This window comes from Candidatus Neomarinimicrobiota bacterium, from assembly GCA_018651745.1.
Lineage (GTDB): Bacteria > Fidelibacterota > Marinisomatia > Marinisomatales > TCS55 > JAAZYX01.
The window spans coordinates 39,502-56,575 of sequence record JABIDL010000037.1; the positions used below are offsets into that span (position 1 = coordinate 39,502).

General features: G+C 39.4%; 7 protein-coding genes. 1 reads left to right on the forward strand and 6 read right to left on the reverse strand.

Going from position 1 to position 17,074, the window contains the following annotated elements; genetic code table 11:
- Position 1 precedes the first annotated feature (1 nt).
- The 5 genes from HOD97_07060 to HOD97_07080 form a co-directional block, all read right to left on the reverse strand.
- Entirely contained in the window at positions 2–2,656 is a 2,655-nt protein-coding gene (locus HOD97_07060) for a TonB-dependent receptor (GenBank protein ID MBT4281355.1), read from the reverse strand.
- A 63-nt stretch (positions 2,657–2,719) separates the two neighbouring features.
- Positions 2,720–5,902: a T9SS type A sorting domain-containing protein gene (locus HOD97_07065; GenBank protein MBT4281356.1), complete on the reverse strand. Its 3,183-nt coding sequence runs from the start codon at positions 5,900–5,902 to the stop codon at positions 2,720–2,722.
- A 112-nt stretch (positions 5,903–6,014) separates the two neighbouring features.
- Positions 6,015–7,988 carry a TlpA family protein disulfide reductase gene (locus HOD97_07070; GenBank protein MBT4281357.1) on the reverse strand — a complete coding sequence of 658 codons (1,974 nt, stop codon included), beginning with the start codon at positions 7,986–7,988 and terminating at the stop codon, positions 6,015–6,017.
- Between the two features lie 36 nt (positions 7,989–8,024).
- A complete protein-coding gene (locus HOD97_07075) occupies positions 8,025–10,427 on the reverse strand; it encodes a TonB-dependent receptor (GenBank protein ID MBT4281358.1) in 2,403 nt (800 codons plus the stop codon).
- A gap of 71 nt (positions 10,428–10,498) precedes the next feature.
- Positions 10,499–12,004 (reverse strand): T9SS type A sorting domain-containing protein, encoded by a 1,506-nt coding sequence (locus tag HOD97_07080; GenBank protein MBT4281359.1) that lies wholly within the window; start codon positions 12,002–12,004, stop codon positions 10,499–10,501.
- Between the two features lie 160 nt (positions 12,005–12,164).
- On the opposite strand from HOD97_07080, the gene HOD97_07085 reads away from it, so the two are divergent.
- On the forward strand, positions 12,165–13,256 hold the full coding sequence (locus HOD97_07085) for a beta-lactamase family protein (GenBank protein MBT4281360.1): 1,092 nt from the start codon (positions 12,165–12,167) through the stop codon (positions 13,254–13,256).
- A 12-nt stretch (positions 13,257–13,268) separates the two neighbouring features.
- On the opposite strand, the gene HOD97_07090 is transcribed toward HOD97_07085, so the two are convergent.
- Positions 13,269–17,003 carry a hypothetical protein gene (locus tag HOD97_07090; GenBank protein ID MBT4281361.1) on the reverse strand — a complete coding sequence of 1,245 codons (3,735 nt, stop codon included), beginning with the start codon at positions 17,001–17,003 and terminating at the stop codon, positions 13,269–13,271.
- Positions 17,004–17,074 lie beyond the last annotated feature (71 nt).

Below are 17,074 nucleotides of genomic sequence, written 5' to 3' on the forward strand. Positions count from 1 at the left end.
TTTATAAGTCCAAAGAAAAGCCAAATTTAAAAGATCGTGGGGCAGAATAATAGTTTGGGCGAGTTATATACTCATCCCACGTATGGATCCCCGGCTGTCCATAATGGGAAATGAATTCTGCCGTTTCCTGACTGCTTCGGTTCTCATAGGTGAATTCTGCCGAGCCGGTGTCATCAAATACATATCTTTCATTACGTATATCAAATACATTATAAACTCGAGCGAAGAGAGAAACCTGCTGTTTACCAATTGATATTCTACTTTCGATTTTAAGGTCCAGATTTCGCTGAACTGGTTTCCGTCCACTATTGGGTTTTGGCACATAATTCGCATAGGGTATGGATGGTGTATAAGGCCATCCGGTTGAAATTTTACCAATGAGTCCCACTGTTGTTTTTGAGGGATCTCCAATAATGATTGTGGTATTTAACAGGTGCGCCTGATCCCAGGATAACGGAACAATAAGCTTTTCTTCTTCAACGCCGCTTAAAGTACTAAAATAAAATGAACCGGATTTAACTGAATTTCCTTCCGATTTCTGATAAGTATAGTCAAGCCAGATGCTTGTTTTGGAAATCGGGTCGTATCGTTTAGTTGCAGAAAGAGTTAATCCTCTAGACGTGCCGTAATCTTTATTCAAATATATGTCATAATTAGACGGACCGTATTGAGGGCTGTCATAGCGGATATTCTGCAGCGCTAATAGTTCGCGGATATCTTTGTAGAAGAGATTTAGGTCCATCCCGATCAATTGGCCGAATTGCTGTTGGAAACCGAATTCATAGAGAACTGTTTTTTCCGGTTTCAAATCAGGATTACCAACAGTTGGTGTAAGTCCTGCACCAAAATAACTTTCACGGTATAAATTTCGCAGGGTAGGCATTTGGTAAAAATGTCCATAGGAAAAATGAAAAATTCCAGTATCGGTAATGGGAAGAGAAACACCAATTCGAGGAGAAATCATTGTCTTTTCACTGGCTGCACTTTTTCCTGCCTGCGGATAAACAAGATCTGCTATAGATGAATCTTTGGGCACAAAAGCATCATATCGCACACCTAAATTCATGATCATGGAACTATATTCCATTTTATCCTGAATATATGCTGAATATTGCAACGCATTCTTTTTGTAATACACATGATAAGGAGATTCATTTTCTGGTAAAACGGTTGGCTGTAGATAATTTTGATTATATTGAATAGAAATGTTTCTTTCCTCAAGGTTATCCCTGCGAAAACTAAAACCGGTTTTTAATTCATGCCTTTCTGACACTTGCATAGTAAAATCAAATTTCCCACCTAAAGAATTCGAAGTTCTATAAGTATGTCCCATTTGGGTGCCGCCAAATAAAAAGGTGGCCGAGGTTGGCTCTGTATTGATGTAATCAGTAGAAACATATCTGCTGTCAGTAGTATCCTCATACAAGTAGTTTTTATAATCTGTATTACTTATAAATACATTAGCTTCGTAAAAGCTTTTCTCAGTCAGGGAATGATTTATTTTAATCGAATGATTGTTATTATCCGAAAGCTTTGACCCAACTCCATCCGGATTATATTTATATTCATGAGAATAACTCTTACGTTGTGATTGAGATAAAATAGATTGAGTAGAAATTTTCAAACGGGGAGAAAGCCGTAATGTAAACTTTGCCAGAGAATTGGTACTTTCACTAGGATTCATGGGTACGAAAGCACTATCACCACGCATTTGAATATACCAATTACCGCTTGGCGGGAAATACGCTAAATCATCGGGGTTGTGCTCACGGATTCCAAAGAGATAACCCTCGCTTTCACTCCGGCGAATGGAAACATTAAATGTCAAAAAATCACCAAGGAATGGCAGAACCGGTCCTGAAATAAAACCGTCAAAAGTTCGATTTGCTGTCATGCTGAGATTGTCAATATTGGGGTAAATGTTTGAGGCCTTTGATGCATAGTCACCACTGTAAATTGAAAGACTACCGTCATAATGTTTTCCACCATCTTTAATTTTTACATCTACTACACCACTCATCGCATTGCCGTATTCTGCATTAAAGGCGCCACTCACCAACTTCATTTCTTCTAATGCTTTGTTACTGATGCTAACAGCCAGAGAATTGGTAAAAAAGGGATTAGATACAGAAACTCCATCAATAAAATATCCGATCTCATTGCTTCGCCCTCCACGAACGTGCAATGCGCCCCCCGCACTACGGTTTACTCCAGCATGGGTGGCGAGGACACCTAAAAATGATTCGACAGGTAAGTCTTGAATGTCATCCGCTGTCGTTACGCGCTGTGACGCTGTTAAATCTTTCTGCACCAAGGGTCTTTTCGCAATTACCACGACTTCCTGCCCTTGAACCACCTCTTCGTCCAATTTAAACTCGAGATCAGTAGTTTGGCCGGTTGTGACTCGAACTTCTTTCATAGTGATTGTTGCAAATCCTATTGCATCTACTCGGACAGTATAAGTCCCGGGAGGAATATTCATGATAGTAAAGCGTCCTGATTCATCAGTGGCGGCTCCTAAATATGTATCCACCAAGATTACATTCACACCAACCGCTGGTTCAGCATTCGTTTTTTGTTTAACGACTCCAATGATTTTACCATTGGAAGCAAACAAGATTCCCGCGAAATGAAGGATGATTAAAATTTTTTTCATACGTAAAAGGGGAGTGCAATTTTGCACTCCCCTTAGATTAATTAACTATGAGGTTTACTCTATTTATTTAAGCAAAGTCATCATCTTGGCTTTTTTCATTCCAGCCCACTCAAGCGTATAGATGTATGCACCTGTTGCGACTTTTCTACCAAGATCATTTTTCCCATTCCATACAACCTTATGAGAACCAGCAGAGATTAATTCGTTATCTACGAGAGTTCTCACCAACTGTCCGGTTATGTTATACACTTTTACCGATACCTCTCGGTTAATGGGTAGAGTGTAATTAATGACTGTGTTGGGGTTAAACGGATTTGGATAATTCTGAGCTAAAATATATTCCTCAGGTCTGATAAACCTAATAGGATCATCATTCACCCCAAGATGTGCACTTCCATTTTCAATAATAATGAAAGACCATCTTTTAGGATTAACCACGGATGTAACAACATCATCATAATGTGTTACGCCAATAGCAACGGAATCCATGTTCAAGGTTTTTACCGTAGTCGTAAGACTGTCGTCAACGCTCTGGAACCCGACCAGCAACTCTTTTTGCCCGTCGTTATCAAAGTCCAGCAAATCACCACCCCAATTTGTTTCTATTTTTGCAGCGAATCCCCAAGGAGACGAAGCATAAGTAGTATCGGGCGCATCAGTAGAATCAAGAGTGACAGTGGTATTTACCACATCGTGCTCACCCCAATAGATGATTTTCTTAAAATAGCTGGAAGGTGATAATGGATCAGTACCAATGTATTCCAAAGCGGTTATATTTGGTACAGTACGACCGACGAAAATGCTTTTTCTCGCACTTCCATCATAACCGTATCCGACGTCACCAATGAATTGTCCGATATTTGGAGCAATCATTTTTACATGATTTTCATCAACATTTAAGACGCTATCTCCGGGAGAATAGTCCATTGCATATACATCGCCGGACCCTACACCCCAAGAACCATAGCTTGCAAAATAAGCTTCATCGTTTCCATCAGAATCGATGTCGTGTGCGTACCCACCCCAGATAGAATACTGGTCATTAGAAGTTGCTTTATACCAACCAGTACCAGAGTCAGGAGCAGAATAAGAATCTGCTGAATCTGCAGTCAGGTTATAGAAATGGAAGTTATTCCAAGTATGATTCACAATCTCATATTTGCCATCTCCATCTAAATCAGCAGGGAGGGCATGCAGAGGTGAACCGCCGCTATAATGGCTTCTATCTACCCAAAATTCTGTATTCCAGGTTTCTAAACCTCCACCTGAATTGTGGACAATATCATCGCCAGCATTGAGTGAAATAATTAGAGTCCCTTTTGGGGCGCTATCACGAATATGAGCCAGGATTTCCTGCTGGCCATCTCCATCAACATCCATTATCTCTATTGCATCATGTCTACCCCTGTAGCCTGAGCCATAGGTGGCAGAGCCCTGCCCATCACCGGCACAACAGGTGTCAACTTCAATTTGACAAATGGCAGAAAAAGTTGCGCCATAATTATCACTGCCAACAACCCCGTCCCATTCATAAATATGGTACCCGGGTGCAGCAGTTGAAGGAGAGTGAAAAACAATCTCTTGTTTTCCATCCGCATCTAAATCGGCTACTGTAACTGTACGGGGGGCGTATCCATACAAAACGTCGCTGGTAGTATCGGATGCCCAAACTTGATCAAATACATTATTTGCAACATCGTATTCAAAAACCACAACTCTAGACCCAGCATATTGAGTGGCAATAACTTCTCGCTTTCCATCACCATCCATATCCATTCCACCAATGACTGATCTTGGGTTGGAAGCGGTATTAAACAGTGAATCACCATCTGTTGCTTCAGCGATTGCAGAGATGGACCAGTTTGCTGCCAAATGCTCTGGATTATCTCCGCCGGAATCAAAGGAGAATTTGTCATAATCCAGAACCAGAATTTGTGGCTGTGTTGGATCATTCGCATACAAATTTGTTAAAACGACTTCAAGTTCCCCATCTCCATCCAAATCGTTATCGGATATATCGAGCGGATAATAACGATCTGCCGGGTCTCCGATACTTTCAAAAATCGTTGTGACTTCATAGTCGTTAGCGTCTGTTGGATCAGATCCGGTAAATTCCATCCGCACAACGGTTTCTTTTGTGCCGGTTGTGGCAATTATATCGAAATCGCCGTCGCCATCAATATCACCTGAATCACTTCCACGGTTTCTCGAACCAAAAGTTAGAACTTCATGAAAGTGAGATGCTTTTAAACTATCGACACCACCTACACTATCAGGAACTGATTCCAGATAATATAGTTTTCCATTTGTCATCGGGAACCAAGCCTGAAGTGAACTATCTCCATTAATATCATGAAAAGCAAAGCCATTTCTTCGGAAAGAAGCAGGGTCTCCATCCTGAAAAATTTCATTCAAGTCAACAGCAACTTTGTAAGAATCAGCTTGAACGGCTTCAAAAACAGTCATGCTAAAGTTATTCCAGGTATTTACCCACACTTCCATGTTTCCGTCGCCATCATAATCCACAGCATCCAAGTTATAGACACTACCGCCACCTAAGTTTTGCGTGTCCAAGTATTCATTGGTAAAAGTAGAAAGGGATGAGAAGTCGCTACCATCTAATTCATCAATCGAAAGTCTTCTGACCGCACGATCTACAGTACAAAGTTCCATGTTTCCATCTCCATCAAGATCTGCTATTTCAAACCCGGCAGGGCGAAAATTATCTGAAAATGTCATCCCATATTGAAACAACAACGTAGCAGTGGCAGGGAATGTTAAATCTGCTTGTTGTTCAAAAATGTAAGTTCCCCAAGTGTTGTCATTTGAGCCAGATGCAGGTGGCACTCCAAAATAAATTTCAGAAAGACCGTCAGAATCAATATCGCCATAAAACAAACCCGGCAAACTGTTTCCGGGATCGGGTGTGATGAAATGCCAGACATGATTATACCCGCCGTTGCCATCTGCTTCGTAGAGATAGACACCTAAATAGCCGGGGTCAGGACCACCGGGCGCTAGGGTTTCATCAATGGAAAAAAGAATTTCATATAAACTATCACCATCAAAATCCATTCCAGCCAATACGCTTTGGGCGCCTAAGGCCGTAAAGGTGGAGAAATTTGCATCTCCGTGTGCATTCAAAGAATAATCCAGGCTAAAATCACCGGCAGCATTGTAGCCACTAGTTGCGAAAGTGGGTTGCAGGGATAAGATCAGTAAGATTGTCATTAACTTATTTAACATGTAGTACCTCGTTTTGTTTTAGGGTTTGTTACTGTGATTTATATCACTAGCAATGAGCAAGCAATGTAATGGAGTTATGAAAAAAGAGTCAAGCAAATAAATTGAGCAAGATTTACCCGCTTAGGCCAACTTTTTGATCGTCGGACTTCAGGATGGAAATTAATGCATCCAGTTCATCCAAAAGTTCTGTTTCACCCATGAATCCCAGACTTCTGTAACGGATATTACCGGTTTTATCAACAATAACTTTTGTAGGTAAAAGAGACACACCAAATGATTGGTACACCTCATCCTTGTCATCCATCAATACGTGGAAAGGGTAATCATTTTCATTCATCAAATCTTTTACGGCTTGAAGTTTGTCCTTTGCTGTTTCTCTGGTATTGACAAATAAGATTTTTACTTCGTTCCCTTTCTTGTATTTGGTAAGGGCTTTTTTCATAGCGGGGAAAGATTTGATGCAAGGACCACACCAGGTCGCCCAAAAATCTAAAATAACTATTTTCCCTCTGTAGTTAGAAAGTGATATTTCTTTACCATCTGTATCCGTAAGAGTAAAAGCGGGGGCCTTTTCTGTTACGAGTTTTTCCTTTATTTCAGCTTTTAGATTTCCCATTGCGGAGGTTTTCAAGTTGGAAAAATAAGATAAAAAATCTTCATCTGATCCGTGGGTATCCATAAAAATTTCTTTTAGGATTTCTTCCATTTTTGGGGATTGAACACCACCTCCGATACTTTTTTCTAGAGTTTCTTTTGCTCTACCCACAGAACCGTTATTAAACAAAACAGAGGAAAAATGCTCATTTATTTGTTTTTGTTTTTTGTTGGTTAAATGATATGCTTCTTCCAAATAGATTAATGCATCAGAATGATTCCCCATTAAATTGGTTGCTACACCAAGTGCATCTAGCGCCATGGCGAGTTGTGTTGCTCTGGCTTCCTGCCAAATAGTCGAAATTTTTAATGGCGGTTTTGTAGTGCTTGGCTTTTCATATTCTTGGCGAGAAGCATCAACAGATTTATTGATTATTTCTACTATTGAATCACCATTGCCGTTTCCTATTTTTTCGATACCATTCACTGCATAAAATACTGGACGTTCGCTCCATAACTTATCATTAAGAGATTGAACATATTCAATCGCTGTTTTATAGGATCCCTCTTTTATATATTCTCCGATAATGACTCCTCTCATATAACTAAACCCGGAATAGTCAGGGTACTTGGCTTCAAATTCATCTAAAAATACTTTCTTTTCTCCCGAACCTACTTTTTTATAAAACTGACCGGCGTCTTCTCGTTGTATCCATCGACCCATAGGAAATTTTTCCTGAGATTTTGTCTTATAATAATCTGCCTTTTCCTGATTTTTGACTGCGCCGTACCAAGCGCTCAGGAAAAACAAGTGTTCCTCTGTCCACAAATCGGGACTAGCCATAGATTCTAGATGTTTTTCAATTTCAACAAATCCATCAGTTCCCAAACTTTTTCTCAATACGGAAAAATACGAGAAAGCAAACCCTAACATTTTTTCGGGATTCCGAGAAAATTCATTCTCATAAAAACCCAACAAAGTATCCGCAAAAAGTGTTTTGTCTAATTGAGCGCCCCATCCCCGCCGTACAAGTGATGCCGCATAGCCAGCTTCTGCCCCCGGCAATATCTGCTGATCGTCGGTATATAACGGTACCCAATATCCAAGACCTCCATTAAAATCTGTATCATTTTCATTGTGTAGTGTGACTACAAAACCAACAACCGAATCAGGGGTAGAAATTTGTACTGTCCACCCGTCTCCCCTTTTTTCCATTTTATATTCTTCTGTATCAACCACATTATTCGGCATAGAAAACATTGAAGCCGGTTGGAAATTTCGTTTTCCGTACGTCCGAACAATAGCATATAATTTATCTGTACCGTCCAGAATAGTCCCGTTAGAATTGTACAAGATGGTGACAGATTTGCCAGCCTTTGGGTTTTCCGGAAATGTGGAAAAGACGCTGGAAAAATCATAACTACCGCACGATATCATTAAGCAAGATATAAGGAGCAACCCTGTAGATATTTTTGTGAAATTTTTCAACATTTTTTTATTCCTTTATATTATAGTTATTCAAAAAGACTAAAATTCTAAATCAAATCCCAACACCATTTGCCGCCCAAGAGCTGGTTGCGTTATTCCGCTGGATATATCTTCATGCTCGGTTAAGTTCCTGACGTCAAAATAAATATTTATGTTTCTAGTAAACCAATAATTCCAACGCAAACGAACTGTGACATAAGGTTTATAATTGACCAATAAATCTTTACTATAATAGGAAATATAGTCAACATTCGGGTTGTAGAATCCATCGTATTGCAGTAGCCAATCTCGACCTTTCTTATCCCCGATGTAGTTAAAATCTAATACCAAAGAACCGCCTTTTTTATTTTTGGAAATAATTGGAGGAATGTTGTAGGTAAGAGAGAGGTTTGCGGTGGATGTCGGAACATCATTTCTCCTAACACCTTCGTCAAAAAATCCTTCATATTGCAGATCATTCTGGCGGATTGAATCCTGACCCCATCTGCTGTCCAAAATAGAATAGGTTGCATTAATACCTAAAGGTCCAAATCTTGTTTTCAACGCAAATTCCCACCCTTTATTAATAATTTCACCAAAATTAATATACCAATATTCCCGCTTAACGGTTTCCGGATCATCTATGCTGGGGTCATTCTGAATTCCATCTCGAAACAATTGATCAAAATAAGTGACTTCAAGAAAAAAATTATCTCCGAAATAAAAATCACCGCCGACTTCATATCCTGATTGCCTTTCGGGCTTCAAGTCGGGATTGCCGATATTAATAGAGGTGCTAGATTCGCTGGGAAGCGCCTGCATTGATTGTGGAGGGCTGATTCCTCCTCCACCCCAAGATCCCCGTAGTTTAGCAATTACACTACCCAACTCTGAAATAAGGGATATCCCCATTTGAGGGCTAAAATGAGTACCGTAATCTTTTCCAAAATATTCATTTTCTTCCACCCGCCCTCCAAGTGTCAAATACAAATTTTCTCGATAACCCAATACTGTTTCTGCATAATATCCCAAATTACTATTGCTTTGATCTACGAGAGAAGCATTGTCAAAATCATCGTAATAATATTGATCTTTTACCTCATCTACTGTTCCGGATAATCTTACATTGCTGCTTTGGGTTCGTTGGGCGCCAGCTGTGATGTCAAATTCTACCAAATTTTGAAAGTTGCGTTTCAGATGCCAAAAGTAATTTAGTGTGGTTCGGTTCCAATCTTGTTTTAAATAGCTTCCTCCGCTATCAGTGCCAAACTTTCTATACAAGTATTGTTTGGTATCGTTTCCAATAATTAGAGTATGGTACCAATTGGGTGTAAAATTTTGGGTAAAGTTGATACTGAGTCCTGGCTTATAAAATTCTGTAAATCCATCCGATAAAGGATCGTCCCAATGATCCGGTGCGTCCGTCCAGCCTCTTTCTTCTTTATATTTTAGTAAATGAAATAGATTGCTGATAAACCCTTGTCTGCCCCAACTCTGAAATGTTTTGACATCAACCTTTGCTGTTCCTATCCTTGCATTGAGTGCACCATGTAGTTTTATTTGTTCAATATTTTTACCATTACTTGGCATCACTTCTTCATCAACCGTTCCATTTACGCCAAAGTTGAAATTTAAATCGGATGAGCTTCTTCCACTTAAATTAAAGGAAACTTCTTGCCCCATAGCTTTGTCATTAATAATGGGTGCATCGGTGCTTTTTCTGGCAATTTTTATTCTATAAGTCGTCTTTCTTGAATTCGAGCCCCTTTTGGTGAATATATGAATAATTCCGCTTTGAGCATTTGATCCATGCAGAGTTGACCCCATAGGTCCTCGTACTACTTCAATTCTTTCAATGTCACTGGGATCAATAAAATCTGTAATCCCCGGATTGGATTGAACATCAAACCCAAGAAGTTCGACTCCGTCCACATAAATTTTTACATCGCCTAAGGGTCTTCCGGCGCCACTGGTTCCACCTCTCAAGGTAAACGCATAATTATTTTGACCGGGTCTATGAGGTAGGTTTGCATATCCACCAGGGACTTTTCCCAATAAAACTTCATCGATGCTTCGCAATGGAAGCACGCGTAAATCTTCTTCTGAAATAATTGTTACCGGTGACGCCTGAGCCCGTTTTTGTCGCTCGCTAAAACTCGCCGAAACAACAACTTCGTCTAAATCAATTAAGGACCGTTTCAAAATGAAATCAGCTTTGATTTCTTCTCCATCCTGCAATTGAACGTCCCGACTTACCGTTCTATGACCGATATACATTGCGGTTAATTGGTAATGTTTCCCAGCTGGAACTTTAGGGATTACATAATTTCCATTTTTATCGGTTGCTGAGCCCAAAGCTGTATTTTTGAGAAATACATTTGCACCGACCAGTGGATTTCCGCGTTCATTTTTTATAATGCCTGATATACTTCCGCTTTGGGAAAACAGAACAGATCCTGCCATTAAAAAAAATATCAAGTTTACATTTTTCAATTAAGTCTTAATATGTTTTTATCTATAGCTGATGAATATAATTATTTTAAAAGCATCATTTTGCTGGTGAAGATGCTCTCATTGGATTGTAAACGATAAAGATAAATACCGGAAGGCAGAGGTTGAGCTAAATCATTTGTGCCATTCCATGAGACAGAATGTTGCCCCGGGGTTACTTTACCCATAAATAAATTTTTTACCACTTTTCCACGAATATCATAAACTGTAATGCTAACATCCGAAACATTATCCATGGAATAAGAAATGTTGGTTACCGGGTTGAATGGGTTTGGATAATTTCCAATTAATTCAAATCCCTTAGGGTTTGCTTCATCTTCTGTTGCCAAAGTTCCAACAAGGTATGACTGCTTAGGTGTGGTAGAGATATTTTCCTCCACATCTTCTGCAGAAACCCACCAATATATGGTGGTTCCGTTTGTATAGCCTTGAATGTCGGCCGTATAAACATATTCCTGTATTACAAGATTATAAAGCATTGTCATTGCTTCAGACGTTGTACTGGCTGTAAGGGAATTAACCTGCCAATTAAGAATAGCAATTTCAACGCCATCGGATCCACCGGAGGGATTTTGATCATTTACGGTTGCAAATACTTTAATTTCTGTCCAGGATGGAATTGGATCTGGCAATCCGTCTGTGCTTGTAACTCCCACATGATATATTTCAATTTCAGGAGGTATATCTCCGAAAATATCAACCACATATTGAAATTTCCAAGCGTTAGGCATGATATGCCATCCATTTTCACCACTCGGGCCGCTACAGTCACTTGCGTAATATGTAAGCCCAGGTGAGGGATAAAAGTAGGATGCATCGGAGGCGTTTAAAATAATCTTGGTTGCATCGTTTGCCGGATCACCTGCATCGTCTGGAAGGTAGGTTACCACAACGGCAATTAATTCATCTTTTACAAACTGGGCTCCTCCGTCAGACGTAAAATCAACAAAATAAACTCCTGCGGATCCATCGGATGGCCTTTGGATTGTTACATCTGTTGGGCTAACCGGTAACACTTTGGTCCCCAAAACTGGTTGCCCATCTGCTATTTCCAGTTCTGCGGAACAGATACCAATCCCAGTACTGAAATTATTCCAAACCAAGTTTGTCGCAGAACTAGTATCTGGATAAGCGATTGAATCATTATCTGCAGTATGAGCGTATCCAATCCATCCATTTTGAGTGGTATCTCCAATGCTATACATGGATCCGGTTGATGTAAATGGATAACCCCCACTCCCGGGCCTGTAAACTTCAACCTTTAAATTTGGGGATGTTCCATCTGTATTCCATCCAAGCACATTCACGCCAATTCCATTTAAGGTTAAATCGCCTGGAGCATTGAAAACCTCCATCATGATGTCACCGGGGGAAAATCCTATACTTACTGTATCATTTAGACCGATGTTTAAGGTATCAACCACATTCCGTGAAAGGACATTTTCTGAATTAGATGCACCTTCTTGATTACCAATTAATGGTCTAAGCATAAAAACGCTAAATAACAAATAAGGTGTTATTTTTTTCATCAGAAGAATCCTCGTTGGTTAACTTAATTATTGAAATTCTTAAAACGAATATAGGTTTTTAATTTCATCCTAAAAAGAGAACATTTCCATTTTGGACCTTCTTTGATTAATTTTAATTAATGTCTCGGCTCGCTAAAGATAATTATAGAAAATTAAGAAAATGTTAAGTCGTCGCTCTATTTCTACCGCTATAACATCCTTAATCATTTTTTTATTCTCTTGCGATGATAGTAAAGTGAAGGCAGAGGATGAATTGGACAGAGTTGCGATTGATTTATTGCTTTCCGAATATGATTTAGTAAATGGACCGGGTGCGGCACTTTTAATCATTAAGGAAGGGGATATTCTATATTCAAATGAATATGGGATGGCCAACTTGGAGGAAGATACCCCAATCACATTTGCAACAAATTTCAGGTTGGCTTCTGTGACAAAACAATTCACAGCAATGTGCATTATGATTTTAAAGAGTCGAGGTCAGTTAGATTATGAACAAACGATTACAGATATTTTCCCAGATTTCCCCGATTACGGAAATAACATTACCATTACACATCTCCTGCATCATACTTCAGGACTTATAGAGTACTTTTCTCTGATAACGGAGCAGGTAAAGGATCGGGATGTTTTGAATCTTATGATGCAGCAATCCTGGACTTATTTCCCACCAGGGACGGATTACCGTTATAATAATTCGGGGTATGCAATATTGGCAATGATAGTGGAGGAAGTGTCTGGCTTAAGTTTTGCTAATTTTTTAGAACAAAATATTTTTTTACCGCTCGGAATGTCAAACAGCATTGCTTTCGAGGATGGGATTTCAATTGTTAACAATAGAGCATATGGATATTCTGTTAATACTATTTTAGAAGGCCCTGAATATTTTCGAGATGATCAAAGTCTTGCAAGCGCCGTACTTGGCGATGGTGGAATTTATACTTCTGCAGAAGACATGTTAAAATGGGATCAAAGTCTGTACACGAATACATTGGTTCCATATGCGATTCTGAATAAAGCTTTTACCAGTGGGAAATTATCCAGCGGTGAAGAAACAGGGTATGGTTTTGGTTGGGTGTTAGATACTTATTATTACCGGGAAAGAGTTTCTCACACCGGTAGTACTCGCGGATTTCGGAATGTTTTTATGCGGTTCCCTAACGAAAGAATAAGTATTATAATTCTTACTAATCGAAATTCTGGCACCCCAAAAGACATTGCGAATCAAATTGCAGATTTATTATTTGATCCATAAAAAACCTAAGAGCTAATGGAGTTCATTCATTTTGAATTCTTTCAAAAAACCATCGGACCAACGGATTCGAATTCTATCCACCTTCCTTTGATTATTATTACCCCCAATAAATACAATCGGCGCTGATTGAGATAAATAACCTCCACCGGCTGAAATTTCATGAAGTTGAATTGTTTCATCAGAAAAATCCACCCAAATTTTTGCTCCAACATAATTATGGTTTTCTGATAATTCTGTTAAATGAATAGCAGTCATTTTTGAATGCGTTAGGTTTATAAAAACTTTTACTACTGCATTGTTCACCCCGGCAATGAAATCAGGTTTTCCGTCACGATTGATATCGTTAATTGTCAAGCTGGTCCCATCTTTTGGAAGCAGGAGTCCGCTTATATCTGGTGTAATACTCTGAAAATTCCCCGATCCATCACCAAGAAGCAACAAGCTCACGCCTCCATCCATGTAGCCGGTTTCTCGTTGGGGTCCATAGAAATTTTGCACCACATAAAGATCTAAATTCCCATCACCATTTATATCGCAAATAGCAGAACCGAAAATTGGACTCGCTTGGGCTATTTGAGGTAAAGGGTGAAACTCGAATTGAGTATTTCCTTGAGTATCGGTTTCATTAATGAGGATTCCTGATGCTAAACTGTTAACCTCGAATTTTTCAGCGATCTCAAGCCGAGTTTCTGTATAAATGTCTTTTAGGGATGTAATCGCAAAATCATGATAGGATGGCAATTTTTGTTTTACCATTGGCATCGCATCACTTGAGCACCCTAACCCACGGCGCGGTAGGCAAATCCCATTTTCGTATTTTGCCTCGATAATACGCTTGATACCGTTTCCTTCAAAGTCTCCGTAATATAATATTTCCGGTTTTGTGTTTGAAGCTTTGTACTTTGTATTAAAACCAAAATTGCCAACTAAATAATCTGTGTCACCATCATTGTCGATATCGCCTCCGCTGATACTATTGTACCAACCCATACGGGTTGCCAAGCCAACTTTAGAAGTGCGCTCAACGAGTCGACCATTTTCATTGTGAAAAAATCGTACCGGCCCCCATTCGTAAGTAACCAACAAATCGGGATGATGATCTGCATCTACATCTGTAAACAGTGCACTTGTGACCATTCCTGCGTGCTTGATTCCCGGGGCAATCGTATTTGTTATATCTTCATATTTTGTCCCGGTAAAGCGTAACACTGTTGAATTGGGTGATTCCGGATAATTCCCAGGAATTATCCTTCCACCAATAAACAACTCTAAAGATTTATCGCCATCAATATCAGCCGCAATAATTACGCTACCACTATTCCGAATATCAGGTAGCAGATCTGATTTTGTAAAAGAACCCTCACCATCGTTGGTATAAAGACGATCCCGTAAAACATCATCACCCGGCTCACATTCTACGCCACCACTTACTACATACAAATCGAGGTCTCCATCGTGATCAAAATCAATGAATAGCGATCCCATATCCTCTGATCTGATATCATCGTTGAAACTTATTTGCGACGTTTTAAGAAATGTTCCGTCTCCTTGATTGCGATGAATCGATCCAATAAAACCAGAAGACCCTCCAATGAAAAGATCGTCGTATCCATCTCCATCAATGTCACCCCATGCCAACCCCGGACCAAGTTGTGAAGATTTATTAGGTAGCAACTTTTGTCGTTCAAAATCATCGTATATTTTTTCCATGTGAATTGCGCTTGACAACACATTTTGGTTTTGCGAAAACATTGTCATTTTTATCGGTTTTGTATTTTCTTGTTTTATGTCCTCAACTACTGTTTTGGGCTCAATAATTGTATATAAATATCCAGTGGGAAGATCTTGCAAAATTTGTTGTTTACCTGTCGGCCAATAAATTGTTATTGTATCTGCTTTTTCTGTTTTAGCCAAACCAAAGTGTACAATGGATTCACTTGATGACATGAACCCTCTTGATGTTGCGATATATCGTGTTTGTTTGGTATCACCATCTGCCTTCAAAACAATTTTTGATCCTACGCCATTATAATTACTTGATCTGCCTTTGAGTTTGATACGAAGCGACCTTCCGGAAGAAACATCATTGCGATAAACACGGACAGGCTCATTAAATCCATTCACGACAAGGTCGAGATCTCCATCTCCATCCAAATCACCCATTGCAGATCCGGTACTAATACCAAGATGGTCTAATCCCCACTGTTTACTGAGATTTGTAAATTGCAAGTCGCCCCGATTTTTATACACTTGGTTCTTCAATTTGTATGGTTTTTGCTGCTCCCACCATTCTAATTCTTTTTCTGCAAAAGAATCATCCTTAGCTGCAATGTGTTGTGATTTGTCTTTTAAGTCTCCATTGAAAAAATCGCGAGACATTCCATTTGTGAAATATACATCTTCAAATCCATCATTGTCTAAATCGCCAAATTTTACAGTCCAAGTCCAATCTGTTTTCGCCAACCCCGTAAGGTAGGCAACTTCCATAAACCGATCGGTGCCGGTATTTAGATAAAGTGCATTTCTCATGTATTGCGGCGGGTTTGGGAAATTCAAAAACCAAGCATCACTATTTGGCCCGCTCATAGAACCCATAGATAATTTATCTCGATAGTGGTTACTCCCAGCCATGTCAGAAGCAAGATAATCTATCCAGCCATCATTATTGATATCTGAATAATCTGAACCCATAGAAAACCAGGGAGTGTGTGGAAATGCTTCGTTTGCAACATCAGTAAATGAAATGAATCCATTAGCGTCTGGACCATTATTACGATATAGATGATCAGGACCCATGTAGTCATTTGCAACATACAAATCAGGCCAACTATCATCGTTATAATCCCACCAAGTTGCAGACAGCCCATAATATGGCAGCTTTCCAATTCCCGATTCAACCGAAACATCAACAAATGTGCCGTTGTCATTTCTATATAAATGATCAAATTGACCCGCCGGCACTAACATTTGCATACGATTGGGAGGTTTTACGATATAGGCAAGTTCGCGGGAATCAGGATGTATAAGAATTCTTCTATTTTCCTGACGAATTATTTTTACGTTTTTAATATCAGAACTTGGCTGCAATCGATTGGTAAGCAGATAACCATCCAAATCTCCATCCCGATCATAATCGGCAAAGGACATTGTAACGCTTGCCCCGTTAAAATCGAGACCGTATTTACTTGCTTCCTCAGTGAATTTTCCCTGCTGATTAATATAAAGCCTGTTAGGGCAGTCAAAACCTGACACAAATAAATCAAGCCAACCATCATTGTTTAAATCCGCAAAGGTTGCACCGGTGCTCCACATTCCAGCCGGATTCATGCCCACTTTTTCCGTAACATCTTCAAATTGAAACCCACCAAGGTTTTGATACAATCGTCCTCCATCCATTTGTCGTGTTAAGAATATATCAGCTAAGCCATCCCGATTGTAGTCTCCAATTGCTACTCCTGAGGCAATAAATGAATTGCGAATTTGATCACGGTGTTTTTGGCTCGGATTCCAAGTATTGTGAAAGTCGATATCTGTCTCTCCGGATTTTAATAAAACGAATTGGTGGTTTGAATTTGTTGAATTATTAAAAGGTGTCGCAGATAAATCCGGATTTTTTTCTCCCAATTCCTGCACACGAAGTAATGATTGGGATGAAATCATCCAATTTTCATTCGCATCGATTTGCTTACTCTCTCCGCAACCGAAAAAATAAAATGAAAGAACCGATAAAATAATTTTATTAATCATTTATTTTGTGCAAATCTTAAAATGAAAAGAATGTATCGAGATACTATTATTTTGGCAACGTAGCTATTTTT

What these genes read in the sequence shown, in the direction of transcription:
- HOD97_07060 (MBT4281355.1), bottom strand. Translation starts at nt 2,656, where the DNA reads ATGAAAAAAATTTTAATCATCCTTCATTTCGCGGGAATCTTGTTTGCT.
- HOD97_07065 (MBT4281356.1), bottom strand. Translation starts at nt 5,902, where the DNA reads ATGTTAAATAAGTTAATGACAATCTTACTGATCTTATCCCTGCAACCC.
- HOD97_07070 (MBT4281357.1), bottom strand. Translation starts at nt 7,988, where the DNA reads ATGTTGAAAAATTTCACAAAAATATCTACAGGGTTGCTCCTTATATCT.
- HOD97_07075 (MBT4281358.1), bottom strand. Translation starts at nt 10,427, where the DNA reads ATGGCAGGATCTGTTCTGTTTTCCCAAAGCGGAAGTATATCAGGCATT.
- HOD97_07080 (MBT4281359.1), bottom strand. Translation starts at nt 12,004, where the DNA reads ATGAAAAAAATAACACCTTATTTGTTATTTAGCGTTTTTATGCTTAGA.
- HOD97_07085 (MBT4281360.1), top strand. Translation starts at nt 12,165, where the DNA reads ATGTTAAGTCGTCGCTCTATTTCTACCGCTATAACATCCTTAATCATT.
- HOD97_07090 (MBT4281361.1), bottom strand. Translation starts at nt 17,003, where the DNA reads ATGATTAATAAAATTATTTTATCGGTTCTTTCATTTTATTTTTTCGGT.